Annotated in this window: 17 protein-coding genes, 1 rRNA gene and 1 pseudogene; 8 read left to right on the top strand and 11 right to left on the bottom strand. The window is 67.5% G+C overall.

Annotated features, from left to right (window positions below):
- Window positions 1-78: 78 nt before the first annotated feature.
- The 4 genes from ABV518_RS17850 to ABV518_RS17865 all read left to right on the top strand — a co-directional run bounded on the left by ABV518_RS17850 (window position 79) and on the right by ABV518_RS17865 (window position 5,680).
- Window positions 79-705 carry a TetR/AcrR family transcriptional regulator gene (locus tag ABV518_RS17850; protein WP_367769554.1) on the top strand — a complete coding sequence of 209 codons (627 nt, stop codon included), beginning with the start codon at window positions 79-81 and terminating at the stop codon, window positions 703-705.
- 98 nt (window positions 706-803) lie between these two features.
- The gene (locus ABV518_RS17855; RefSeq protein ID WP_367769556.1) at window positions 804-2,321 is read left to right on the top strand and encodes an aldehyde dehydrogenase family protein; all 1,518 of its coding nucleotides are present in this window, start codon (window positions 804-806) and stop codon (window positions 2,319-2,321) included.
- Entirely contained in the window at window positions 2,322-3,962 is a 1,641-nt protein-coding gene (locus tag ABV518_RS17860; RefSeq protein ID WP_367769558.1) for a GMC family oxidoreductase, read from the top strand.
- A 122-nt stretch (window positions 3,963-4,084) separates the two neighbouring features.
- The gene (locus tag ABV518_RS17865; RefSeq protein WP_367769561.1) at window positions 4,085-5,680 is read left to right on the top strand and encodes an APC family permease; all 1,596 of its coding nucleotides are present in this window, start codon (window positions 4,085-4,087) and stop codon (window positions 5,678-5,680) included.
- A 155-nt stretch (window positions 5,681-5,835) separates the two neighbouring features.
- On the opposite strand, the gene ABV518_RS17870 is transcribed toward ABV518_RS17865, so the two are convergent.
- The 7 genes and pseudogenes from ABV518_RS17870 to ABV518_RS17900 all read right to left on the bottom strand — a co-directional run bounded on the left by ABV518_RS17870 (window position 5,836) and on the right by ABV518_RS17900 (window position 13,312).
- The gene (locus tag ABV518_RS17870; RefSeq protein ID WP_367769564.1) at window positions 5,836-7,212 is read right to left on the bottom strand and encodes an NtaA/DmoA family FMN-dependent monooxygenase; all 1,377 of its coding nucleotides are present in this window, start codon (window positions 7,210-7,212) and stop codon (window positions 5,836-5,838) included.
- Between the two features lie 10 nt (window positions 7,213-7,222).
- Entirely contained in the window at window positions 7,223-8,326 is a 1,104-nt protein-coding gene (locus tag ABV518_RS17875) for an LLM class flavin-dependent oxidoreductase (protein WP_367769568.1), read from the bottom strand.
- Window positions 8,323-9,201, bottom strand: coding sequence for a DUF1684 domain-containing protein (locus ABV518_RS17880; RefSeq protein WP_367769607.1), 879 nt, complete (start codon window positions 9,199-9,201; stop codon window positions 8,323-8,325). The genes ABV518_RS17875 and ABV518_RS17880 overlap by 4 nt, the downstream gene beginning before the upstream one ends.
- 45 nt (window positions 9,202-9,246) lie before the next feature.
- Window positions 9,247-10,326: pseudogene (locus ABV518_RS17885) on the bottom strand (LLM class flavin-dependent oxidoreductase); the annotation flags it as partial.
- Window positions 10,323-11,369: a transporter substrate-binding domain-containing protein gene (locus ABV518_RS17890; RefSeq protein WP_367769571.1), complete on the bottom strand. Its 1,047-nt coding sequence runs from the start codon at window positions 11,367-11,369 to the stop codon at window positions 10,323-10,325. The gene ABV518_RS17890 and the pseudogene ABV518_RS17885, both read right to left, overlap by 4 nt.
- 12 nt (window positions 11,370-11,381) lie before the next feature.
- Window positions 11,382-12,236 (bottom strand): amino acid ABC transporter ATP-binding protein, encoded by an 855-nt coding sequence (locus tag ABV518_RS17895; protein WP_367769574.1) that lies wholly within the window; start codon window positions 12,234-12,236, stop codon window positions 11,382-11,384.
- Window positions 12,233-13,312: an amino acid ABC transporter permease gene (locus tag ABV518_RS17900; protein ID WP_367769577.1), complete on the bottom strand. Its 1,080-nt coding sequence runs from the start codon at window positions 13,310-13,312 to the stop codon at window positions 12,233-12,235. Before ABV518_RS17900 ends, ABV518_RS17895 begins: the two co-directional genes overlap by 4 nt.
- Window positions 13,313-13,624: 312 nt before the next feature.
- Here ABV518_RS17900 and ABV518_RS17905 point away from each other — a divergent pair, with 312 nt between their 5' ends.
- The 4 genes from ABV518_RS17905 to ABV518_RS17920 all read left to right on the top strand — a co-directional run bounded on the left by ABV518_RS17905 (window position 13,625) and on the right by ABV518_RS17920 (window position 19,036).
- On the top strand, window positions 13,625-15,652 hold the full coding sequence (locus ABV518_RS17905; RefSeq protein WP_367769580.1) for an FAD/NAD(P)-binding protein: 2,028 nt from the start codon (window positions 13,625-13,627) through the stop codon (window positions 15,650-15,652).
- 57 nt (window positions 15,653-15,709) lie between these two features.
- Entirely contained in the window at window positions 15,710-16,180 is a 471-nt protein-coding gene (locus ABV518_RS17910) for a GNAT family N-acetyltransferase (protein WP_367769610.1), read from the top strand.
- A gap of 4 nt (window positions 16,181-16,184) precedes the next feature.
- Entirely contained in the window at window positions 16,185-17,912 is a 1,728-nt protein-coding gene (locus ABV518_RS17915; RefSeq protein WP_367769583.1) for a helicase HerA-like domain-containing protein, read from the top strand.
- A 131-nt stretch (window positions 17,913-18,043) separates the two neighbouring features.
- Window positions 18,044-19,036 (top strand): hypothetical protein, encoded by a 993-nt coding sequence (locus ABV518_RS17920; RefSeq protein ID WP_367769586.1) that lies wholly within the window; start codon window positions 18,044-18,046, stop codon window positions 19,034-19,036.
- Window positions 19,037-19,225: 189 nt separating this feature from the next.
- On the opposite strand, the gene ABV518_RS17925 is transcribed toward ABV518_RS17920, so the two are convergent.
- The 4 genes from ABV518_RS17925 to rrf all read right to left on the bottom strand — a co-directional run.
- On the bottom strand, window positions 19,226-21,259 hold the full coding sequence (locus ABV518_RS17925) for an NHL domain-containing thioredoxin family protein (protein ID WP_367769589.1): 2,034 nt from the start codon (window positions 21,257-21,259) through the stop codon (window positions 19,226-19,228).
- Entirely contained in the window at window positions 21,259-23,403 is a 2,145-nt protein-coding gene (locus tag ABV518_RS17930; protein ID WP_367769592.1) for a cytochrome c oxidase assembly protein, read from the bottom strand. The genes ABV518_RS17925 and ABV518_RS17930 overlap by 1 nt, the downstream gene beginning before the upstream one ends.
- Window positions 23,404-23,502: 99 nt before the next feature.
- Complete coding sequence (locus ABV518_RS17935) at window positions 23,503-23,790, bottom strand: HU family DNA-binding protein (RefSeq protein WP_056341443.1); 288 nt, start codon at window positions 23,788-23,790, stop codon at window positions 23,503-23,505.
- A 550-nt stretch (window positions 23,791-24,340) separates the two neighbouring features.
- Window positions 24,341-24,448: ribosomal RNA gene (gene rrf, locus ABV518_RS17940) — 5S ribosomal RNA — on the bottom strand; the annotation flags it as partial.

Here is a 24,448-nt window from a genome sequence, read left to right on the forward strand (position 1 = left end):
TTCTGAGCGGCAGGCCACGGCCTTCGTCTGCCGTCCCGGAAAGTGCGCTCCTGGCGGGTTTGGCAATAGTCTGGCCAGATGGGGACAAAGACCGTGAACTCCGGCGAACAGATTGACAGGCAGTCGCGCATTCTCGAGGCGGCGCTGGATCTTCTGTCGCGCCACGGCATCGCAGGCGTGAGCATGCGTGCCGTGGCGCGCGAAGCCGGCGTCGCACTGGGCCTGGTGAACTACTACTACGACGATAAAACGAGCCTCATCCGGGCAGCCCTGCACCGGGTGGACGAGCAGGACCTCCAACTGGTGGCCCAGGACCCGTCGTTGACGCCGGACGAACAGCTCCGCCAGGCCCTGCGGCGGGTTGCCGGCGCCGAGCTGCTGACCACGCGGTACCTGTCCCTGCGCCTGCACCTGTGGGCCCTCGCCCAGGCCGACGAAGGCTATGCCGAGATCAACGCTGCGGCCTTCGACCGGTACCTCGACGGCGTTGCCGCACTCGTGTCCAACGCCAAACCCGAACTCTCCTGGGAGGAATGCCGGGAGCGGGCAGCGGACATCGTCGTCATACAGAACGGCATGTGGCTGACGTCGCTTCTAGGCGTGGACAAAGCCTCCATCCAGCGCAGCATCGCCAGCACGGAGGAGATCGCCTTCGCCCCGAGCCGCAGGAGTACCAGCGGGGAAGCCGCACTCCGGGAACTCTAAAGCAGCCGCCGCGCGGCGGTGCAGTAGCCCACGTCACACTTGAACGAGTGTTCAAAAAAGTCTTGAACACTCGTTCAACTTCCATTACTGTGCTCCGTATGACTTACGCCACAACGTCGCATGACGTGACAGCATCCACCCTCTTCATCAACGGCTCGTGGGAGCCGGCCGCTTCCGGCGCGGTGCGCCACATCCACAACCCGGCCGACGGCGAACTGGCCGCCACGGTGTCCGAGGCCGGCCGGGAAGATGCCGGGCGTGCCATCGCTGCAGCCCGGGCGGCCTTCGACTCCGGCGTCTGGTCTTCGGTACCGGCACCCGAGCGCGGCACTTTCCTGCTCAAGGTCGCCGCGGAACTGCGCCAACGCCGGGAAAAGTTCGCCCGCGCCGAGTCGCTGGACACCGGCAAGCGCATGGTCGAGAGCCGCATCGACATGGACGACATCGCCGCCTGCTTCGAGTACTTCGGCAGGCTCGCCGGGCAGCAGGCGGGCCGCATCGTCGACGCCGGGAATCCCGCCGTCGTCAGCAAAATCGTCTACGAACCAGTGGGCGTCTGCGGACTCATTACGCCGTGGAACTACCCCCTGCTCCAGGCGGCATGGAAGATCGCGCCCGCACTGGCCGCCGGCTGCACCTTCGTCCTCAAGCCCTCCGAGCTCACCCCGTCCACCGCCATCCTGGCCATGCAGCTGCTGCAGGACCTCGGCCTGCCGGACGGCGTCGCCAACCTCGTGACCGGCGCCGGCGCAGAGGCGGGCGCCCCGCTCTCCGAGCACGCCGCCGTCGACCTTGTTTCCTTTACCGGCGGGCTGGAGACCGGCAAGCGGATCGCCGCAGCAGCAGCGGGAACGGTGAAGAAGGTGGCACTGGAACTTGGCGGCAAGAACCCCAACGTGGTTTTTGCCGACGCGGACTTCGACGCCGCCGTGGACAATGCCCTGAACGGAGCGTTCGTGCACTCCGGCCAGGTCTGCTCCGCCGGGGCGCGGCTGGTGGTGGAGGAATCAATCGCCGAGCGCTTCGTCGACGAGCTGGTCCGCCGTGCGCGGGACATCCGGCTCGGCGGCCCGTTCGACGAGGCTGCCGAAAGCGGCCCGCTGATTTCCGCGGCCCACCGGGAGAAGGTCCACGCCTACATCCAGCGCGGCATCGCGGAGGGCGCGCGGCTGCGGTGCGGCGGTGCGGCACCCGAGGGGGAAAAGTTCGACGCCGGCTTCTACTACCAGCCGACCGTCCTGGACCGCGTGCAGCGGGGGATGTCCGTCGTTGTGGATGAAGCGTTCGGCCCGGTGGTGACCGTCGAGACCTTCCGTACCGAGGACGAGGCCGTGGAAACTGCCAACGACACCGTCTACGGGCTGGCCGGCGCGGTCTGGACCCAGGACGCCGGCAAGGCGCAGCGCGTGGCATCCCGGCTGCGGCACGGCACCGTCTGGATCAATGATTACCACCCCTACCTGCCCCAGGCCGAGTGGGGCGGCTTCGGCCAGTCAGGCGTCGGCCGCGAACTGGGCCCGACCGGCCTGGCCGAGTACCAGGAAGCCAAGCACATCTACCAGAACACCAGCCCGCAGGTCACCGGCTGGTTCGCTGACCACGGCAAGGAGAACTAGATGCACGTCGACAACATCGAAAACCTCAGCGAGCGCGGGTTCGACTACATCATCGTCGGCGGCGGATCGGCGGGGGCCGCAGTCGCCGCCCGGCTGAGCGAGGATCCGGAGGTGTCCGTTGCGCTGGTGGAGGCCGGCCCGGATGACCGCGGCCTGCCCGAGATCCTGCAGCTGGACCGCTGGATGGAGCTGCTGGAATCAGGCTACGACTGGGACTACCCGGTGGAACCGCAGGAGAATGGCAACTCATTCATGCGCCACGCCCGCGCCAAGGTCATGGGCGGCTGCTCCAGCCACAACTCCTGCATCGCATTCTGGGCCCCGCGCGAAGACCTGGACGAGTGGGAATCCAAGTACGGCGCCACCGGCTGGAACGCTCAAACCGCCTGGCCGCTCTACCAGCGGCTGGAGACCAACGAGGACGCCGGCCCGGACGCACCGCACCACGGGGACTCAGGCCCCGTGCACCTGATGAACGTGCCCCCGGTGGACCCTGCCGGCGTCGCGCTCCTGGACGCCTGCGAACAGGCCGGCATCCCCCGGGCAAAATTCAACACCGGAAGCACGGTGGTCAACGGCGCAAACTTCTTCCAGATCAACCGCCGCGCGGACGGCACCCGGTCCTCCAGCTCGGTCTCCTACATCCACCCCATCATGGAGCGCGAAAACTTCACCCTGCTGACCGGCCTCCGCGCCCGCCAGCTGGTGTTCGACGCGGACAAGCGCTGCACGGGCGTGGACGTGGTGGACTCGGCGTTCGGCCGGGCCCACCGGCTCTCCGCGTACCGCGAGGTCATCCTGTCCACCGGCGCCATCGACTCGCCCAAGCTCTTGATGCTCTCCGGCATCGGCCCGGCAGCGCACCTCGCCCAGCACGGGATCGAGGTCCTGGTGGACTCCCCCGGCGTGGGCGAGCACCTGCAGGACCACCCCGAAGGCGTGGTGCAGTTCGAGGCCAGGCAGCAGATGGTCCAGACGTCCACACAGTGGTGGGAAATCGGCATCTTCACCCCCACGGAGGAGGGCCTGGACCGCCCGGACCTGATGATGCACTATGGCTCCGTCCCGTTCGACATGAACACCCTGCGGCACGGCTACCCCACCACGGAGAACGGCTTCAGCCTCACCCCGAACGTCACGCACGCCCGCTCCCGCGGCACCGTCCGGCTGCGCAGCCGCGACTTCCGGGACAAGCCCATGGTGGACCCACGCTACTTCACGGATCCGGACGGCCACGACATGCGGGTCATGGTGGCCGGCATCCGCAAGGCGCGCGAGATCGCCGCCCAGCCGGCCATGGCCGAATGGACCGGCCGGGAACTCTCGCCCGGCGTCGAAGCACAGACAGACGAGGAGCTGCGGGACTACATCCGCAAGACGCACAACACCGTGTACCACCCCGTCGGCACCGTCCGCATGGGCGCGGCCGACGACTGCATGTCACCTTTGGATCCCGAGCTGCGGGTCAAGGGCGTCACCGGGCTGCGCGTTGCGGACGCCTCGGTCATGCCTGAACATGTCACCGTCAACCCGAACATCACCGTCATGATGATCGGCGAGCGCTGCGCCGACCTGATCCGCGCAGGACGGTCCAGCAGCGAGACGGAGGAAGAGGTGCAGCTCAGCGCATCCTTCGCCTGAGTGCCAGCGCACAGTTACGGGCGGAACGGCCGGCCATCCCCGGGGTGGCGCCAGGCCTTTGACCTTCCCTGCCACAGGGCGACCGGTCATCACTATCGTGCTTTTCTGATTGAGGAGTCCAAATGATGGAACCCAGCAAGAGTATTGATTCAAGCGGCATGGATGAATTTGGCTACACCCAGACCCTGGACCGGAGCATCGGCAAGTTTGCCAGTTTCGCCGCCGGCGTCAGCTACATCTCCATCCTCACCGGCGTTTTTCAACTGTTCTATTTTGGTTTTGCCATGGCCGGCCCGGCATATGCCTGGTCCTGGCCCATTGTCTTCGTCGGCCAGCTGATGGTGGCGCTGTGTTTCGCCGAACTGGCCGGCCGCTACCCCGTTGCGGGATCGGTCTACAACTGGGCCAAACGGCTGGCGTCCGGGACCTCGGCATGGCTGGCCGGCTGGCTGCTGCTGCTGTCCTCCATCATGGCGCTCGGGTCCGTGGCACTGGCACTGCAGCTCACTCTGCCGCAGCTCTGGTCCGGCTTCCAGTTCGTCGGAGACGGTACCGGCCCGTACGACTTCGCCATGAACGGCGTAGTGCTGGCCACCATCATGATCACCATCTCCACCCTCATCAACGCGTTCGGCGTGAAGCTCATGACCCGGATCAACAGCGTCGGCGTCTTCGTGGAGCTGGTGGCTGCCGTCCTGCTGATCCTCGCACTGGGCTGGCATGTGGTGCGGGGGCCTGAGGTCTTCTTTGACACCGCCGGTTACGGGGAAGGCCATGACCTTGGCTTCTTCGGCGTCTTCCTGATCGGCGCCATGGCTTCGGGCTATGTCATGTACGGCTTTGACACGGCCAGCTCCCTCGGGGAGGAAACCAAGGACCCCAAACGCACCGCGCCCAAGGCCATCCTGCGGGCCGTCACGGCCTCGTTCCTGCTCGGCGGCCTGATCCTGCTTTTTGGCATCCTGGCCGCGCCGGACCTCACCGATCCCAAGGTGGGCTCGGCCGACGGCGGTCTGCAGCACATCGTGCTTTCCGTCCTGGGCGGACCCTTCGGCAAGGCGTTCCTCGCGTGCATCGTGGTGGCCGTCGTGGTCTGCACCCTGTCCGTCCACGCGGCCGCCATCCGGATGATGTTCGCCATGGCCCGGGACAATAACCTGCCGTTCAGCCGGCAGCTCAGCAAAGTGGATCCGGTCCGCAGGACGCCCACTATTGCGGCCATCGTGATCGGCGTCCTGGCCGTCATGCCACTGCTCATCAACGTTATGCAGCCGGCGATTTTCACGATCTTGTCCAGCATCAGCATCGTGCTGATTTACCTGTCCTACCTCCTGGTCACCGCACCCATGCTGCGCAACCGGCTCCTGGGGAGGTGGCCGGGTGATGATTCCGACGCCGGATTCAGCATGGGCAAATGGGGACTTCCGGTGAACATCATCGCGGTCCTGTGGGGCGGCGCCATGACCTTGAACCTGATCTGGCCACGCCCTGAAATCTACAACTCGGTGCCGCCGTTCGAGTGGTACCTGCAGTGGGGCGGCGTGCTGTTCGTTGCCGCCGTCACCGTGGGCGGGGCCCTGCTGTACCGCCTGAAGATCCGCCATCAGACGGGCGTGCTGGCCGAGCACGCCGCGGCTGTGGCAGCCCATCCGTCGTCGGGCAACGACCTGCAGTTAACTTCGGCTGAAACCGGCGCTGCGGACGCCAAAGTCCCCTAGAGCCGCTGCTCCCACACCGTCAGCTGCAGCTGCACACTCCCCTGGGAAGGGGCGTGTGCAGCGTTCCCCGACCCCGCCGCCGTCGAACACCCCGAGGAAGCTGCGGCGGGCGGTACGGAACCAGCGCAGCAGCCACCCGCCGGGGCGGTCCGTGCTCATAACGCGCGGACCGCTTCGGCAGTTTCGTCGGCAGTGCGGACGGGCGTTTCCAGGCCCAGGTTTTCACGCAGGGTGCTCCCCCGGTACTCCGTCGGGTAGACGCCGCGTTCCTGCAGTTCCGGCACCAGGTGGTTCACGATGTCATCCAGGCCGGAAGGGACCAGCCACGGCGAGATGTTGAAGCCGTCCACCGCGCCAACCCGTGCGTACTCAGCCAGCTGGTCCGCCACCGCGGAGTACGAACCTGTGAAGGTGGCGTCCACGCGGGCTGTGCGGGACGTAACGAACTGGCGGATGGAGAGGCCCTTGTCCTTGGCCTCTGCCCGCCACTGGTCCGCCAACTGCCGGGCTTTGGCGCCGTGGAAACCGCTGCCGCGGGTCTCGGAGGTTTCCTCCACCACGGGGTCGATCTCCGGCAGCGGCCCGTCCGGATCGTATTCGGACAGCTCGCGGCCCCAGAACTGCTCCAGGTACGCCACGGCCTGCTGCGGACCGATCTGCAGGCTGCGCACCCATTCCTTCTTCGCCGCAGCCTCGTCCGCGGTGGGTGCCAGGATGAATTCGCTGGCCGGCATGATCTGCACCGCATTGGCTCCGCGGCCCGCGTTCAGCGAGCGTGCCACGAGGTCCTTGCGGAACTCGACGGCGGCATCGAACTTCGGGTGCGCCGAGAAGATGACATCCGCCTGGCGGGCCGCAAAGTCGCGGCCTTCCGGGGAGTCGCCTGCCTGGAAGAGCACGGGCCGGTACTGCGCGCTTCGCGGCAGCCGGGGGGTTACGTCCACCGTGTAGTGCTGCCCTTCATGGAGCACCCGGCGCGCGGGCCCCTCCTCGGTTTCCCAGGAATCCCAGATGCGCTTGGCCGTCTCCACGAATGCTTCGGCATGCCTGTAACGGTCTGCGTGGTCCAGGTACCCGCCGCGGCGGAAGTTGGCCCCGGTCCAGGCGTTGTCCGTGGTCACGATGTTCCACGCCGCGCGGCCACGGGAGATCAGGTCCAGTGACGCGAGCCGGTGTGCCAGGTCGGCGGGGTCGTTGTACGTGGTGTTCTGGGTAGCCACCAGGCCGATGTTGGTGGTCACGGAAGCCAGCGCCGCCAGCATGGTCTGCGCGTCCGGCCGGCCCACCACGTCCAGGGCGTGCGGCCTGCCGAGGTGTTCGCGCAGGCGGAGGCCTTCGCCCAGGAAGAACGCGGCGAACAGCCCCCGCTCGGCCGTCTGCGCAATCCGGCGGAACGATTCGAAGTCGGTCTGGGAACCGGATTCGGCCGCCTTCCAGATGGTTCCGGAGTTGACGCCCTGGAAAAAGACGCCGAACTGCAGCTTGCCCGTCGGCACAAAAACGTCGGATTTGGCACGGTTGTGCTGTGTCATGGTCTTCCCCTTAGTTTCCGGCGGCAGTGGCCGCGGACGAGTGTGCATAGCGGCTGGCCGGGCGCTCAAGTCCCAGCAGGTCCCGGAAGGTGCCGTCAAGGACCGGCGCGCGCAGTGCGCCGCGGCGCCGAAGTTCGGGCAGGACCAGCCGTGAAAGTTCGTCCAGTTCCAGGGCGAGCGACGCCGGGTGGAGGCGGACGCCGTCGGCCTCCACCAGGAGGGACTCAAGGAGGTCCGCGAGCCCGGCGGCCGTGCCGGCGTACCGCGCACGGCCGCCATCGGCAGTCGAACCGGAACCAACCAAACGCTCAACGGCGGCAAGCCCGCGGGAGTCCAGGACCACGTCGAGCTCGGCGATGACCGCCACGGACGCTCCCAGCCGGCTACGAACATCCCGGACTTCGGCGGCGAGCAGTTCCGGCGTCGGAGCGGTGACCAGCACCGCGTCAACGCCGTCCGCCGGAACCTGCCCCTCACCCACTAGCGACGCGGCAGCAAGCACCGGCAACTGCCCCTGCAGCGGCCGGGGAATGATGGACGGGCCCTTGACCGAGTAGCCGGCCCCGGCAAAATCCGCCGGTGTTTCAAAATCCGCATAGTGCAGCTTGTCCACGTCGATGTACCGGCCGGTGGCGACGTCGCGGATGACGGCGTCGTCCTCCCAGGAGTCCCACAGCCGGCGGGACACCTCAATCGATGCGGCGGCTTCCTGTGCCAGGGCGGCGCCGGTGACGTTGTTGCGCCCGACGGCGGCTGCCGCCTCCGGTGATTCCGCTGCGGTGGCGATCCACCCGGCACGGCCGCCGGAGACGTAGTCAAGGCTGGCGAGCTGGGTGGAGACGTGGAACGGCTCGGTGTGCACCGTGTCCACTTCGGGAACCAGTGCGATGGTCCGGGTTACCGGCCCGGCGTAGGCGGCGCGCTGCAAGGCGTTGGTCCGGCCGGCAACGGGCGCGTCGGTGAAGGTGGCGGCGTGGAAACCCGCGGATTCGGCGGCGAGGACGGCCTCGGCGAGGCTCGCGAAGTCCCCGCCGTCCCACCCGGCTCCGTCAAGTTCGATGGCCAGGAATCCGGCGCGTCCCGCTTCGGTGGCGTGCTTTTCTGTTGTGCTCACTGCTGGTCCTGACGTTCGTAGGGGATCTTTTCGCCGGCCTCGATGGCCACCGGCAGCCGGTTTTCCGCAGGCGGCAGCGGGCAGGTGGCGAGGTCGGTGTAGGCGCAGGGCAGGTTCACGGCGCGGTTGAAGTCCAGTTCCACGGACCCGTCCGCCGCAGGGACCACCGACAGCGACCGGTTGGCCGCGTAGGTGGTTGTGCCGGAGGTCTGGTCGGTAAACAGCACGGACAGTGATCCCGGGGCGTGGCCGTTGAACGCGGTCAGCGCCAGCTCCTGGCCGGCCAGCTTGAAACGGATCTCGCCCGGCGCCTCGTAGACATGCTGGATGCCTTCGACGGCGGCGCCCACCGTGGTGGGCCGCGGCACCTCGAACGGCACATAGGTTCCGCGGACGGCGTACGCGGCATTAGGTGAATAGGCGGGCGTGCCCTGGTACTCGCGCAGGAGCCCGTTCCCGGGGTTCCGCGGCCGGACAATGTACTCCCCGCCGCGCTTTGCCACCTCGATGACGGTGTCGCCGGAGGCCAGGTTGATGCCGCCGCGCTCCTGGATGGGCCCGAACTCCAGGGTGGCCCCCGACGCGCCGTTCAGTTCCTGGCCGTCCCGCTGCAGGCTTTCGCCCGGCTCCAGGACCACGCGGACGACGTCGGCATCCGTACTCCAGGTGCCCGGGGCGCCTTCCAGCCGGGCGGCTTCGCTGCCCAGCCAGTGCAGGTGGGTCACCGCCAGGAAGCCGTGCGGATGGGCGCGGTGGCGCTCATGGGCAGCGTGCCAGTCCTGCCAGTCAGCTTCAAAGGATTCAAGGGCGGTATCAGTGTGCCTGGGCCCACGCCTGCCGGGTTCCCTGGCCGAGCCTGCGAGGTTAGGGGGCAGGTGGGGATTTTCACTCCTGTTCGTGTTGTCGTTGGCTCCGGGGCGGGCAAATTCGGGGCGGCTGCCGTACGGATCGATGTCCTCCCAGAGGGTTGTGGGCGCAGCGGCCCGGACGGCGGGAATCACTTCGAGGGCAAACCGTTCCAGGATGTCCAGCTGCTGTTCGAAGGGCAGCGTGGTGGGCAGCGAGATGGACTGCAGATCATGCCCGTACAGCGCGTGGTAGCTGAGGATCTTGTCGATGACCTGCTCGGGGCTGCCCACCAGCGCAGGCCCTTCGGCGACGGCGTGCTGGATATCGCGGAACGGAGAGTTGTTGCCCGGCACATTGCGGTTTGCCGTCAGCGCCTCGTAGACCGGCCCGAACTGGCGGATGGCCTCCTGGGTGGTGTCGGCGATGAACACACCGCCGGCGCCGCTGCCCGAACCGACGTACTGCTGCTTCGGATCGTGGCCGTGGCGTTCGTATTCTTCCCGGTAGTGCTGGATCAGCACGTGGTAGTTTTCCCGCGGCTGGATGGCGTTGGCGGTGAACAGCGGGTCACCCCATTGGGCTGCCAGCGCGGCCGAGGTCAGGGTTGTAGCAGACCCGTGCCAAATACGTGGCGGTCCATCGAACGGCCGGGGCGTTGTGGTGGTCGGCTCGGTCAGCGGGGCCCGGAACCGACCGGACCAGGTCACGTTTTCTTCACGCCAGAGCCGCCGCAGCAGCGCGTACTTCTCGGCCAGCAGGACCCACTGGTCCTCAAGGTCCAGGCCGAACAGCGGGTACTGCAGCACCTCGTTTCCCTTGCCGATGACCAGCTCCAGCCGGCCGCGGCTCAGCTGGTCGATGGTGGCATAGTCCTCGGCCACACGGACCGGATCCAGCACGGACAGCACGGTGACACCGCTCTGCAGCCGGATCCGGTCCGTCACGGCAGCAATCGCCGCGAGCACCGTGGTGGGCGAGGAGGAGATGAACTCCCCGGCGTGGCGCTCCCCTACCGAGAAGCCGTCATAGCCGAGGTCCTCCGCCCGGCGCGCCGTTCCCACCACCTGGTTGAGCCGGTCCGCAGTGGAGACAATCTCCCCCGTGAGCGGATTCTTCAGGTGCGGGATGATGTCCAGGACCTGGAACTTCACTTTGCTGCTCCGGTTGCGGTTGCTCCGCCCTGGGCGGCGGCGAAGCTTTCCTCGGTGATGGTCTTGGATTCAGGCAGGGCTTCCTCGGAGAGGCCCCAGCGTTCCAGCACCTCGCCGTAGGAACCGTCCTTGATGGCGGAGTTCAGCGCGTCCGTGATCGCGGGGGCCAGGCCGTTGCCCCGGAGCGTTGTGGCTGCCACCAGCGTTTCGGACGGCCAGCCGGCGTTGACCTTGCCCACGACCTTGAGGTCGTCGCGCGTGTTTTCGCGGTACACCGTGGACGGGTACGGGGCGATATTCAGGTCGGTCCGGCCGGAGGAGAGAGCCAGGATGGTGTCCGCGTCGGAGGAGTAGTACTGAAGGACGGCCGGGGCCTTGCCCTTGCCTTCGAGCTCCTTGTTCCAGGCCAGCAGGATCTTCTCCTGGTTGGTGCCGGACCCCACGGACACCTTCAGGCCGGAGATGTCATCCGCGCCCTTGATGTCATAGCTGGCGGACTTCTTGGCTTCGAAGCCCATGTACGCTGCCCTGTAGCTGGCAAAGTCGAACAGCTTCACGCGGTCCTTGTTGACACCCACGTTGGAGAAGACCGCTTCGAAGTCGCCGGACTGGGTCTTCAGGGGCCAGTTCTCCCATGACGTCACCTGGACATCGAGCTCGAGCCCGAGTTTGTCGGCTACCAGCTGGGCGATGTCCAGCTCCACGCCGATCGGCGTTTTGTCATCCGTGGCGTGGAAGGTCAGCGGGATGGAGCCAGCCGTGGTGGCGATCGTCAGCTTGCCGTCCTTGCCGATCAGCTCCGGAACCTTGGCCGCGAGCGCGTCATCCTTCTCGGCGCGGATGCGCTGCTGGTCCGGTGAGGTGTTGTAGACCACGCCGTTGCGTGCCGCCGTCGTCTGGGCTTCGCCGGAGGCTCCTGAAGCGGACGCGCCGGGGTCCGAGCAGGCGGACAGCGCCACTGTTCCCAGCAGGACGACGGCGGGCAGGGCCGCCAGGGAGCGGACGCGGCCTGCGCCGGGCTTGCGGGCTGTGAAAAATGCCATTCGGGGAGTTCCTTAGATATTGAAAGCCGGTTCGAGCACCTTGGAGAAGAAGCTCCGGGTGCGGGGTTCTTGCGGGTTGGTGAAAATTTCCTGGGGACTGCCCTGTTCCACGACCTGGCCCTCGTCCATGAACACCACGGTGTCGGCCACGTCGCGGGCGAACCCCATTTCGTGGGTCACGATGATCAGCGTGGTGCCTGACTTTGCCAGTTCGCGGATGACGTCCAGCACCTCGTTGACCAGTTCGGGGTCAAGGGCGGACGTGGGCTCGTCGAACAGCAGGATTTTGGGGTCCAGGGCCAGCGCGCGGGCAATGGCCACACGCTGCTGCTGGCCGCCCGACAGCTGCCGCGGGTAGGCGCCGGCACGGTCTCTCAGCCCCACGCGGTCCAGGAGTTCCAGGCCGCGGCGCCGGGCTTCCTCCTTGGAACGGCCCTGCGCGACCACCGGCGCTTCGACCACGTTTTCCAGGGCGGTCAGGTGCGGGAACAGGTTGAAGTTCTGGAAGACCATGCCGATCTCGGTGCGCTGCTTGAGGATGTCCTTCTCGCGCAGCTCGTGCAGCCGCCTGCCCCGGACCTCGTAGCCCACCAGCGTCCCGTCGATGGCGATGTGGCCGCCGTCGACCTTTTCCAGGTGGTTGATGGTGCGCAGCAGGGTTGATTTGCCGGAGCCTGACGGTCCCACGATGACGGCCACGCCGCCCGGTTCGACCGTGAGGGTGATGCCCTTCAGGACTTCGGTGGTGCCGAACGATTTCCGGACCTTGGTGATTTCCACCAGCCCGCGGGTGGGCCCTGAAACGGTGGCCGAAGCGGCAGCTGTGGACGTTTCCGTGGACGGCTGGGCAGCAGTGGCAGTACTCATCGCGGGCTCCTTGCGCGGTTGGGTGCCACGGCGTGGGTGGCGAAGAATTTCCGGGCCTTCTGCAGCGGCGTCAGCGGCAATGTCCGCACGGCGCCCTTGGAGTAGTGCCGCTCGATGTAGTACTGGAAGACGCTGAGGACGGACGTGATCACCACGTACCAAAGGGTGGCCACCAGGAGCAGCGGCAGGACCTGCTGCGTGCGGTTGTAGATGACCTGCACGGTGTAGAAGAGCTCGGAGTAGGCCAGGACGTAAACGATCGAGGTGCCCTTCACCAGGCCGATGATCTCGTTGAACGCGGTGGGCAGGATGGCGCGCATGGCCTGGGGCAGGACAATCCGGGTGGACCGCCGCCAGGCCGGGATGCCCAGCGCCGCGGCCGCCTCGAGCTGGCCCTGGTCCACGGAAAGGATGCCGCCACGGATGATCTCGGCGGAATAGGCGGCCTGGTTCAGGGTCAGTCCCAGCACTGCTGCCGCGAACTGGCTGATCAGTGTGGTGGTCTGGACCTCAAAGAACCGGACGTCCGTGAAGGGGATGCCGAGGCTGACTTTCTCGTACAGGTAGCCCAGGTTGTACCAAAGCAGCATCTGGACCAGCAGCGGGGTGGAGCGGAAGATCCAGGAGAACGTCCAGGACACCGAGACCAGCAGCGGCGACGCGGACAGCCGCATCAGCGCCAGGATGAAGCCCAGTGCAAATCCGAGCAGCCCGGAGATGGCGGTGAGCTTGAGTGTCTCGAGGAGCCCGTTGATGACGGACTGGGCGGTGAACCACTGCGCCACCACGCCCCATTCCCAACGCGGGTTGGTGGCCAGGGACCAGGCCACTGCGGCCACGCCGAGCGCCACAGCGGCCGTTCCCACCCAGCGCCACGGATGCTTCGCGGCCACCAGCGGGTAGCCGGAGTAGTCGGTGGCGGCCCCGCGTGATCCGGGGTTGGCACCGGACGGGCCATTGGTACCCTGGCCGTTTCCCGGCCCGTTGGTCGCTGGTTCGGTGGACGCCGGTTCGGCGGCCTGCCGTGCTTTTGCTGACTCTGCCGGCTGGGCCACTTTGGTTACTGCTGAACTCATGCGCCACCTCGCTTCTTCACTGGTTGTTATGCGTCGGACTTTCGTCGCAGGACCGGAACGCTCCGGGCCGATGGCTGCAAATCTAGGCGGGCCGGGAAAGGGGCAGCAAGGCGCCAAGTTGCATAACTTCACCGGAGTTCGCACGGCGTCATGAGTCGGTTTTTTGCGCCCCTTGACGCCTTGTGACGCGGAGTTAACGGGCGTTACCGGCCCGTCGACCGGCGCTGTCAAGGCTGCCTAGCATGGGCACTCAACCACCCGTCCAGCCTTAATAGCCAACCGCCCCATAGCAGCGTCCCGTCAGGAGCCCCCATGCCAGCCAACGTCCCTTCCGTTGTCTTCATCGGCGGCGGTCCGCGGGCTGCGGGCGTCCTGGAGCGGCTGGCGGCAAACCGTGCCGGGCTTTTCTCCGGCCCGCTGGATATCCATGTGGTGGAGCCGTACGAGCCGGGTTCCGGCCGGATCTGGCGCTATGACCAGCATCCGGGCCTCATGCTCAACTCGGCGGCGGCGGACGTGACCATGTTCACCGACTCGTCGGTGGCCTGCGAAGGACCTGCCGCGGACGGGCCCGGGCTCGCCGGGTGGGCCGCCGGGGTGCTCGACGGATCCATCACGGACGTTCCGGACTTTCCGCTCGCCATCCGGGAACAGCTGCGCACGCTCACCGGCGGAACCTTCCCCACCCGGCAGCTGCAGAGCCAGTACCTCGAGTGGTTCTTCCGCCGGGCCGTCACGGCACTCGGCGGGAACGCCACCGTCCACCGCACCACCGCCGTCGCCGTCGAGCGCGCCAGTTCCTCCCATACCGCGTCCGACGCCGGCACGCACGTCGTGCGCCTGGCCAACGGCGGCGAGGTGCGGGCCGACGTCGTGGTCACCGCGCTGGGCCACACCGACTCAAGGCCGGACGCCGCCTCGGAGGCCTGGTCCGGCTTCGCCGCCCGGCACGGCGGCTTCCATGCGGCACCCAGCTACACCACCGACGTCGACTATTCACCCCTCGCCCCGGGCCAGGACGTGATCGTGGCCGGCATGGGGCTGGCGTTCGTTGACCTGCTGGTCCTTCTCACGGAAGGGCGCGGCGGTCGGTTTGAGGAAACTCCCGACGGCGGCCTGCGCTACGTTGCGTCGGGCCGCGAACCGCGGCTGCTGGCCGGGTCCCGGCGCGGCGTGCCCTACCACTCCAAAGTGTCCGCGCCGCTCCGCGGTGAGGCTCCGGGCGAGCTGCGGTTCTTCACCCGCGGCGCCGTGGACAGCCTCCTGGAGCTGAATGCCGAACTCGACTTCCGCAGCCACCTCTGGCCGCTGATCGCCAAGGAAGCCGGCTACGGCTACTACCGTGAGCTCTTCACCGGCAGCCCGGAGCGGGTCAGCACCGGCTGGGCCGAATTTTCCGGCCGGTTCGCGGCGCTCGACTGGTACAGCACTGCCCGCGAGGACCTCGTGGCCGGCTCCGTCCCGGACACCCGCCTGCACCTGGACCTGGAGCGCCTGGACCGGCCCTTCGCCGGGCAGTCCTTCGCAGGCCACGCCGAAGTGCAGGACGCGGTGGCGGAATACATCGAACACGACCTCGTCCTCCGCGACGGGCCGGACCACCCCGAGACGATGGCCCTGTTCGTGGCGCTGCTGAAGGTGTACATGGACCTGGGGCGGCTGGTTCCCGCGGAACGGCTCAATGCCCGCTCGCAGCAGACCGTCCACGGCTGGTGGCACGGATTCTTCAGCTTTGTGGACTCCGGGCCGCCCCCTCGGCGGCTGCGGGAGATGCTGGCCCTCCACCGTGCCGGGCTCCTGGACTTCCTGGGCCCTGAGATCTCCGTGGACACGGACGAGTCCACCGGCGAGTTCGTGGCAACCTCAGCGCAGTCGGGCGTGGCTGTCCGGGCCAAGGCCTTCATCGAGGCCCGGCTGCCGGCAACGTCGGTGGCCCGGTCGCTGAACCCGGCGCTCCAGTCGGTACACACCGCTGGGATCGGAAGCGAACAGCAGCTCCTTACCGCCGACGGCATCCACTCCACCGGCAAGCTCCTGGTGTCCGGAAAGCACCAGCTGGTGGACGCCCAGGGCCGGGCCCAGAACCGGATCTTCGGCATCGGCCCGGGCACCTCCGGCTGGGGGGCCGGGGCCTTCGCCCGGCCGGGCACCAACGCCGCACCGTTCCGCGAGAACGACGCACTGGCCAGGCACATCCTCACCGTCGCGGCCGGGCTTCATGCGGCCGCCCCAGTCACGGAGTTTGCTGACGCCGCCGTTGCATCCCAGCCCGCCCACGCTGCCGCCCGCCCATCCGGAGCCGCCGCAGCCGCCCAGCCCGCCGCCGTCGGAAAGGCCTGAAAAGTGGAAACCAAAACGCCCCTCAACCCCGCGGCGCTGACCGTGCTGAGCCTGCCCATGCACGATCCGCGGGTGCGGCCGCTCCTGGATGAGCTCGCGGTGGAATACGACTCCCGCTACGGCGACCTCTTTGGCCGCGGCGCCGCTGCCGAGGAACTGAACCGGTACCCGGCAGCGGAATTCGAGGGCCCGGGCGGGGCGCTGCTGATGATCCAGGAGAACGGCGGATCCGTGGCCGGCGGCGCCTTCCGCCGGTACGACGCGGACACGGCGGAGTTCAAGCGCATCTGGACGCACTCGGCACACCGCCGCAGGGGGCTGGCCCGAGTGGTGCTCACCGAGCTGGAGCGGCTTGCCGCCCTCCGCGGCTACCGGCGTATCTACCTCACCACCGGTCCCCGGCAGCCAGAAGCCAAGCATCTCTACCTCACCACGGGGTATGAGCCGCAGTTCGATGTGGAGGCCGATCCGGAGACCATAAAGTCGCTGGCATTCACCAAGAATCTCCCGGGTCCGCCGCTAAGCTAGCGGCATGGCCATCAAAACCACCGCAGAGAAACTCGCCACCATCCAGAAGGGCTACACCCTGGAAGGTGCCACCATCGAACTCGGTGCCGCCATCGTCGACGGCGAACTCCACAAGGAAGCCCAGGTCCGGCTGCCGCTGGCCATGATGAACCGGCATGGCCTGGTGGCCGGGGCCACCGGCACGGGCAAGACCGTCACCCTGCACATGATGGCGGAGCAGCTGTCCACCGCAGGCGTTCCCGTGTTCCTCGCCGACATCAAGGGCGACCTCTCCGGCCTGGCCACGGCCGCTGCCGGCAGCGAGAAGCTTGCGGCACGCACCGAGAGCATCGGCCAGGCCTGGGCCGGCAAGACGTTCCCGGTGGAGTTCCTGGCCCTGGGCGGCGACGGCAACGGCGTACCCGTCCGCGCCACCATCACCTCCTTTGGCCCCATCCTGCTGTCGCGGGTGATGGAGCTCAACGACACCCAGGAGTCCAGCCTGCAGCTGGTCTTCCACTTCGCGGACAAGAACAACCTGGAACTCATCGATCTGAAGGACCTCCGCTCGGTCATCCAGTTCCTGACCTCCGCCGAGGGCAAGGACGAACTCGCCGAGCTGGGCGGCCTGTCCAAAGCCACGGCCGGTGTCATCCTGCGGGAGCTGGTGAACCTGGAGGCGCAGGGGCTGGAGCGGTTCTTCGGCGAGCCCGAATTCGACACCGCCGAACTGCTCCGGACGGCGCCGGACGGCCGCGGCGTGATCACCTGCCTGGAGCTGCCCACCCTGCAGACCAAGCCCATGCTTTTCTCCACGTTCCTCATGTGGCTGCTGGCCGACCTCTTCGAGGACCTGCCCGAGGCCGGCGATCTGGACAAGCCGAAACTGGTGTTCTTCCTGGACGAGGCCCACCTGCTGTTCAATGGCGCGTCCAAGGCATTCCTGGACGCCATCACCACCACGGTCCGGCTCATCCGGTCCAAGGGCGTGGGCATCTTCTTCGTCACCCAGACTCCCAAGGATGTGCCGTCGGACGTCCTCGGCCAGCTGGCCAACCGTGTCCAGCATGCGCTTCGCGCCTTCACCCCGGAGGACGCCAAGGCACTCAAGGCCACGGTCTCCACGTTCCCGGTCAGCGACTACGACCTCGAGGAAACCCTGACCTCCGCGGGGATCGGCGAAGCAGTCATCACTGTCATGAACGAGAAGGGTGCCCCCACTCCGGTGGCCCATACCCGGCTCCGCGCGCCCGAGTCCGTGATGGGTCCCAGCTCGGACGACCTGGTCAAGAGCACGGTGGCCGGTTCCGCATTGCTGGCCAAATACGGTACCGCCGTGGACAACGTCTCCGCCTACGAAAAGCTCACCGGAAAGGCTGCGGCGCCCACCGGCCAGGCAGCGCCGGGCGAACCGCCCGTCCCCGGCTCCCCCGTGCCGGGGACTTCCAGCCAGGCCGATCTGGACGCCGAGGCGCGCAGGATCGAGGAGGAAATCCTCGGCCGGCCCAGCAGCCGCCCGGCACCGGCCCCGTTTCCTGCTCCGGAGAGCATCGACGCAGGGCGCGCCCCGCGGGCCCCGCGTGCCCCGGAACGGTCCGCCCCGGCGGGCGGCGACATGGTGGGCGACCTCGCCGGAGCCCTCGGCGGGGCACTGGGCGGCGGGCTGAAAAGCATGGTCCGATCCATGGGCACCCAGCTCGGCCGGGAACTCCTCCGGGGCGTGTTCGGCACGTCGTCCCGGCGCCGCCGCTAGGCCAAAACTGACGATGTTCCAGCGACCCGGGTGCCGCCGTCGGGCGCTGGAAAAGCCGCCGCTCCGCGTCACGCAGGGGTGCCCCGGCACCCGGAATCTGCGGGCTTGCAGGTAACGTGGGGGGCGTGCAGATGAGTCAAGCGTTGGTGAGGATCGCGGCCGGATGGCTGTTGGGCCTCATGCTCGCCGTGGCCGGGGCCATCGTCGCGGTGAACCTGGTGAACAATACGGTGGCCAGTCCGCAGCAGCCTGTACGCGAGTATCTGGACGCGCTGCACAGCGGCGACGGCGGCAAGGCACTCGGCCTGCTGCGCGCCACCGTGCCGCAGGCCAACGCCGCCATGCTGGACGGGACAGCCCTGCAGACAGCAGCCTCGCGGTTTGCCAACGTCAAGATCGGCGACGCCGAAGAACGTCCCCGCAACCAGGTCATGGTGCCGATGGAATACACCATCGACGGCAGCCGGCTGCGCTCCGAATTCATCCTGGAGAAGACCGGCACCGAGTGGCTCTTCTTCAACACCTGGGCCTTTGTGCCCTCACGGCTGCCCACCGTCGACATCACCGTGGTGAACGCCAGCGAGGCGACCGTCAACGGTGTGCCGGTCAACATGCCCAACGGCCGCAACTCCTTCGCTGTCTTCTACCCCGGCGAATACGAGGCGTCCCTGAACGGCGAGTACTTTGCCGCCCCATCCACGCGCGCCACGGTCACCACCAACAGCGTCCCCGTCGCGCCGCTGAACCTGCTGACCCAGGCCACGCAGGATCTCCGGAGGGACGTCGGAGCGAAGGTCAAGGAGTTCCTGGACACCTGCGCCGCCGAGGCCCAGAAACAGCAGAAACTCCAGCCGGACTGCCCCTTCTACTACGCCAGCAACAACACTGTGTACGACGGCACCATCAAGTGGAGCATCACCGAATACCCGGAGATCTCGATCGAGCCCTTCGGCGGCCGCTGGGTGGTGGCGCCGCTCGACGGCAAAGCCCGGGTGGAAGCGGTCCAGCAGAACTCCTTCACGGGCGCGAACTTCCCGCTCAATGAAGAGGTGGATTTCAGCTTCACCACCCGCCTGGACGTCTCCGGCGACACCATCAAGGTCACCCCGCTCCTGAGCTACTAGGCTGCGCCTGCCGTACCGGCCCAGTTCGGCGTCACGCCGGGCACGGTTTCGCCGGCTCCGCCCACCGCCGCCCTTGGATTCCCGCGGATTCCGCCGCCTCCCGCGCCCGGCCGGGGAGCGCAAAAAGGGTGCCTCCCGTGACACGAAGTCCCGGAAGGCAGCCTTTCACCTAGAGCACTACGGCGGAGCTCAGTCCATTCCGCGCAGGTCCAGGACCAGCTCGGTGTCGCCGTCGGCCTGCAGCAGCAGGGGAATGCCCCAGTCCTGCTGGTACAGGTGGCAGGCGGCGTGGTCCGGGATCTCGCCGTCCTCGGTCTCGGGTCCGTCGCAGGCCGCAGCACGGGCCGTAATGTGGAGCACGCCTTCGGGAATGTCGGCGGAGAGCTCCAGCGTCCGTTGCAGCCCCACCGACGTCCCGCCGCCGGCCACGAGCAGCTCGGGCGGGGTGGAGGAGATCTTCAGCTGGGTGGGATCGCCCCAGCGGTCGTCGAGTTTCTGGCCGGTGGGTGCGGTGAAGCGGACCTTGAGGTCCAGGAGGCCGGGCGCAACCGGGCTCTTGGGCCGGTGGGTCTGCGCCGCTCCCTCGTCCACCTGCTGGGCTTCCTTGGGGATCGGGACGTAGACCAGCTGGTGCTTGTTGGCCTCCACCACCACCAGCAGCGGTTCCGAGCCCGCCGCCTGGGTGTGGTCCACAATGACGTCGGAGGGTTCAGAGAGTCCCCGCGCCAGCGTGGACACGGTCTTCGTTGCGGGGTCGTAGCGGCGAACGGCCCCGTTGTACGTGTCGGCAATGGCCACTGAGCCGTCCGGCAGGACCGTGACGCCCAGCGGGTGCTGCAGGCGGGCCTCGGACGCGGCGCCGTCACGGAAGCCGAAGTCGAACAGCCCCTTGCCGACGGCCGACTCCACGGTGACCGTGCCGCCGTCGTCAATCACCAGCTTCCGGAGGGCGGACGTCTCGGAGTCAGCCACCCAGATGTTGCCGTCCGCGTCTTCGGCCAGGCCGGAGGGCTGGGCGAACCAGGCCTCATGTGCGTGGCCATCCAGCAGGCCCTCCAGGCCGTTGCCGGCCGCGATGGAAACAGCCCCGGTCAGCGGGTCGAAGCTGAAAATCTGGTGCGTGCCGGCCATGGCAATCACGACGGCGTTGAGCTTGCGGGACCAGACCACGTCCCACGGCGAGCTCAGGGAGACCTCCAGCGGGTGCTCGCTCAGGAGCCCCGTGAAGCCGGCCGCGTCCTCGTCAACGCGGGCAGGACCCGTTTCCAGCAGCCGCTGGACGCCATTGCCCACCAGCGTGGTGGCCTTGCCGTCAGCGAGTGACAGCCCGCGGAGGCGGTGGTTGACGGAGTCGGCTATCACGACGTCGTAACCCACCTTGGCTGCCACATCTTCCGGAAGCAGCACCAGGCCCTGCGGTTCGTTGAACTGTGCGGTTGCCTGTACGTGATCGGCGGAGGCGCCGGCGGGGCCATCAAGATGGCCTTTGGTGCCCGTGCCGAAGGTCGCCAGGACGGTTTCGAAGTCGGTGCCCAGCTCCACCAGGCGGTGGTGGCCGGTGTCGGTGACCAGCCAGGAACCGTGGGCCGCGGCACCCGCTGACGTGCCGCCGTCGGACGCTCCTGCATCCGCTCCTCCGCTGTGCGAGGTGCCGCGCCCAGCCGGTAGGAACAGTGCCTTGCCGGGGAACCGCAACGTGCCCGACGTGGCTTCCGGCGCCACGTAGGGGCCGGAACCGCGGTGCAGGGTGCCCTTGGCTTCGTGTTCGGCGATCAGCTCTGGGATGAGCACGGCCAGGCCGTCCGCGTGGCCTTCACCGGACAAGTGCGCCACGATGTAGCCCTCGGGGTCGATAACCACCAGCGTGGGCCAGGCGCGCGCGGTGTACGCCTTCCAGGTGTCCAGCTCGGGGTCGTCCAGGACGGGGTGGTGGATCTCGTAGCGCTCCACGGCAGCGGCCAGCGCCACGGGGTCGGCTTCGTGCTCAAACTTGGGCGAGTGGACGCCCACGGTGACCAGGACGTCGGAGTACTTTTCCTCCAGCGGACGCAGCTCGTCGAGGACGTGGAGGCAGTTGATGCAGCAGAAGGTCCAGAAGTCCAGAAGCACGATCTTGCCGCGCAGGGCTTCGAGGTCCAGCGATTTGCCGCCGGTGTTCAACCAGTTGCGGCCCACCAGTTCGGAGGCGCGGACCCGGAGTTGGGTGCGTACGGTTTCGCTCATCAGCGTCCTTCCAGCTTTGAGTTGCGTTCAGCCAGCCTGGCGTCGCGTTCAGCCAATTTGGCAAACATATCGTTGTAAGCAGTCAGATCGGCGTCGTTATTCCTGTCCGCCGCGCGGTCCGTGCGCTTGGACTCGCGCTCGTCGGAGCGGGACCACATCACGGCGACGCCGATCGCCACCAGCAGGGTGGGCACCTCACCGATGCCCCAGGCCACCGCGCCGCCCATCTGCTGGTCCAGCAGGGCCGACGGACCCCAGGCCCGGCCGAGGTTGCCGAAGTAGTCGGCGGCCAGGAGGTTGGTGCCGCCCATGATGGCCACGCCGAAGAACGCGTGGAAGCCCATGGTGGCCAGCAGGAGCACCAGCCGCATGGGGTACGGCGCGCGGCGGGGCAGCGGGTCCGTGCCGATCATGCTCAGCACAAAGATGTAACCCGTCAGGGCGAAGTGCAGGTTCATCAGCTCGTGCCCCACGTGCTCGCGCATCGCAAACCCGAACGCGTCCGAGTAGTAGAACAGCACGATGGAACCGGCGAAGTTGCCGGCCGCGAAAATGGGGTGGGTCACCAGCTGCGAGAACTTGGAGTGCACAAACACCAGCAGCCACTCACGCAGGCCGCGGGAGCCGTCACCGCGGGCCGGCAGGGCGCGGAGCGCCAGGGTCACGGGGGCGCCGAGCACCAGGAAGATGGGCGCCACCATGGTCAGGGCCATGTGGTCCACCATGTGCGCGGAGAACAGGACACGACCGTAGACCGACGGCGGCCCGGACGTGATGAAGGTCAGCACCAGCAGGCCGATGACCCAGTTCACGGTGCGGAACCACTGCCACTTGTCGCCGCGGCGCAGCACCTTGGCGACGCCCAGGACGTATGCAGCCAGCCCAAAGACGGCGACGGCGATCCACAGCCAGTCCAGGCGCCATTCCGTCAGCCAGCGCTCGGGGGTCAGCTCCGGGGGCAGCTCGTAGCCGGAGAGGATGAAGGCCGGTGACGCGTCGGGCGCGAACGTAGTGGGCTGCGGCGGAGCGGATCGGCTCAGCGCGACGGCCACGCCGGAGGTGGCACCCATGATGAGGAGCTCCACCACTACCAGCTGCCACAGGACGCGGCGGGATGAGAACGCTGAGCCCTTGCGGCCCAGCTGCGGGATGACCCATTGCCGGTGCATAAATCCGATGCCGCCCAGGACCAGGGTGGCGGCGGTCTTCACCAGGATCAGCTGGCCGTACGGGGAGCCGACGAGGTCAGCCCAGTTGGTGATGCGGATGCTGGCGTTGATGATGCCGGAGGCGAAGACGAGCACGAAGGCGAAGCCTGCAAGCGCGGAGAACCTGCGCAGGGTGGGTTCAGTGATGTCTGCTGCCGTGCCGGGCTTTGAGGCGGTCAGGATCCCCGAAAGAAGGGCCAGCAGGATGATGCCGCCTACCCAGGCACTGACGCCTACGAGGTGGAGGCCCAGGGAGTTGATGGCGCCTTCGTGGTCGGAAGAGCTGGAGGAGTGGCCGATCAGCGCGGCGGGCACCAGTCCGGCAAGCGCCAGAACCAGGGTGAGCGCGAGCCCTCCAAGCGACCGCACGCCGAAGAGGGCCGTGGTGACAACGGCCGCGATGATGGTGACGGTGAGCCAGGCCCGCCCGGTCTCGATGTCCGTCATGAAGTAGACGAGCGCCTGGGTGAACTCTGCGTCCCCGGAGATGCCCTGCCCGGCGACGTCTGAGTAGGTGAGCACCAGGACGGCGATGGCTGACAGGGTCCACGCCGCGCCGGCTGCAGCTGCCACGGCCAAGGCGCGGGAGAAGGCGGGATGTTCCGGGCCGTCGTCGTCCTTGGAACGCCGGGTGGCGCTCCGGGGCAGGATGCCGACGGCGAAGATCAGGCCGCCCACTACTGTGGCCAGGGAGACGTTGTGGATGGCTTTACTGATGGGGAGCCCCCAGCGGACCAGCGCACCGGGGTCGGAGACTTCACGCGCCGCAGCCGCACCTGAAAAGAGAAGTGCCGCTGTCAGCCCCAGGAGCAGTGCCGCGAGCCCGGCGAGCTGCCACGGCCGGGAAATCCCCATGGCACCGGCCAGCCGTCCAGACGCTCCCTTGTCGGGTGCTGGCTGGGGTGCGGTTGAACGGGATTTTGCTGCGGAAGGCACCTATCCATTGTCCGCTACGGGTGCCGAGGCGGCGAATCGGCTTAAAGCAGTGGAGCGGCAACCCTCTGGTTGCCGCTCCACAGGTGCTGTTGAAGAAGACTACTTCTTCTTGGCGACTGCAGCCTTCAGCTTGGAACCGGCGGTCAGCTTAACGCTGTGGCCGGCTGCGATCTGGATGGTCTCGCCCGTCTGCGGGTTGCGGCCGGTGCGTGCTGCACGGTCGGTGCGCTCGACTGCGAGCCAGCCCGGGATGGTGATCTTCTCGCCCGCGGCGACAGAGGTCTCGAAAACCTCGAACAGTGCGTCGAGGACGGAGTTGACGGCTGCCTGGCTGGTGCCAGCCTTGCCTGCTACCTCTGAAACAAGTTCACTACGGTTCTTAGCCATTGATGTCCTCCTGGACGGTCATGATTTCTGGAGCCTGCACGCGGCATGCGTACAAGCCACTGTTCGAAAACTTACCAGCTTGGGCCGACGAGGACCGCAAATTCCGCGTGTTTCCGCGACTTTTTGACTAAAATCACCAGATTTTAGGGGATTTTTCGGGGAATTGCGCCCACAGCGGACGCTCCCTGGCGTCTCACACGTTCTCCCCACGGACGCTCTCGCAGTTCCTGCGGGTTTTCCACGGACGCTCTCGCAGTTGATGCGGGTTTTTCACGGACGCTCTCGCGGTTGGGATGGTGGCGTGAGGCACGACGGCGGGTGGCTGGGCGGGGTGCCGGGGGCGGGGTTGTTGCGGGTGGTGAGAGAGGGTCCGTCCAAAACCTGCAGGATGTGGGAGAGGGTCCGTTCAAAACCTGCAGGATGTGCGAGAGGGTTCGTCAAAAACATGCAGGATGTGGGAGAGGGTTCTGGGTGGGGTGCGGGGTGTGCTGTTAAATGGGAGGGCCCCCCAACACGTGTGTGTTGGGGGGCCCTCGACCTTTAATAGTTGTTCCGGCGGTGACCTACTCTCCCACACCCTCCCGGGTGCAGTACCATCGGCGCTGTGGGTCTTAGCTTCCGGGTTCGGAATGGGACCGGGCGTTTCCCCCACGCTATG

This window comes from Arthrobacter sp. HS15c (assembly GCF_040812005.1).
Classification (GTDB): Bacteria; Actinomycetota; Actinomycetes; order Actinomycetales; family Micrococcaceae; genus Arthrobacter.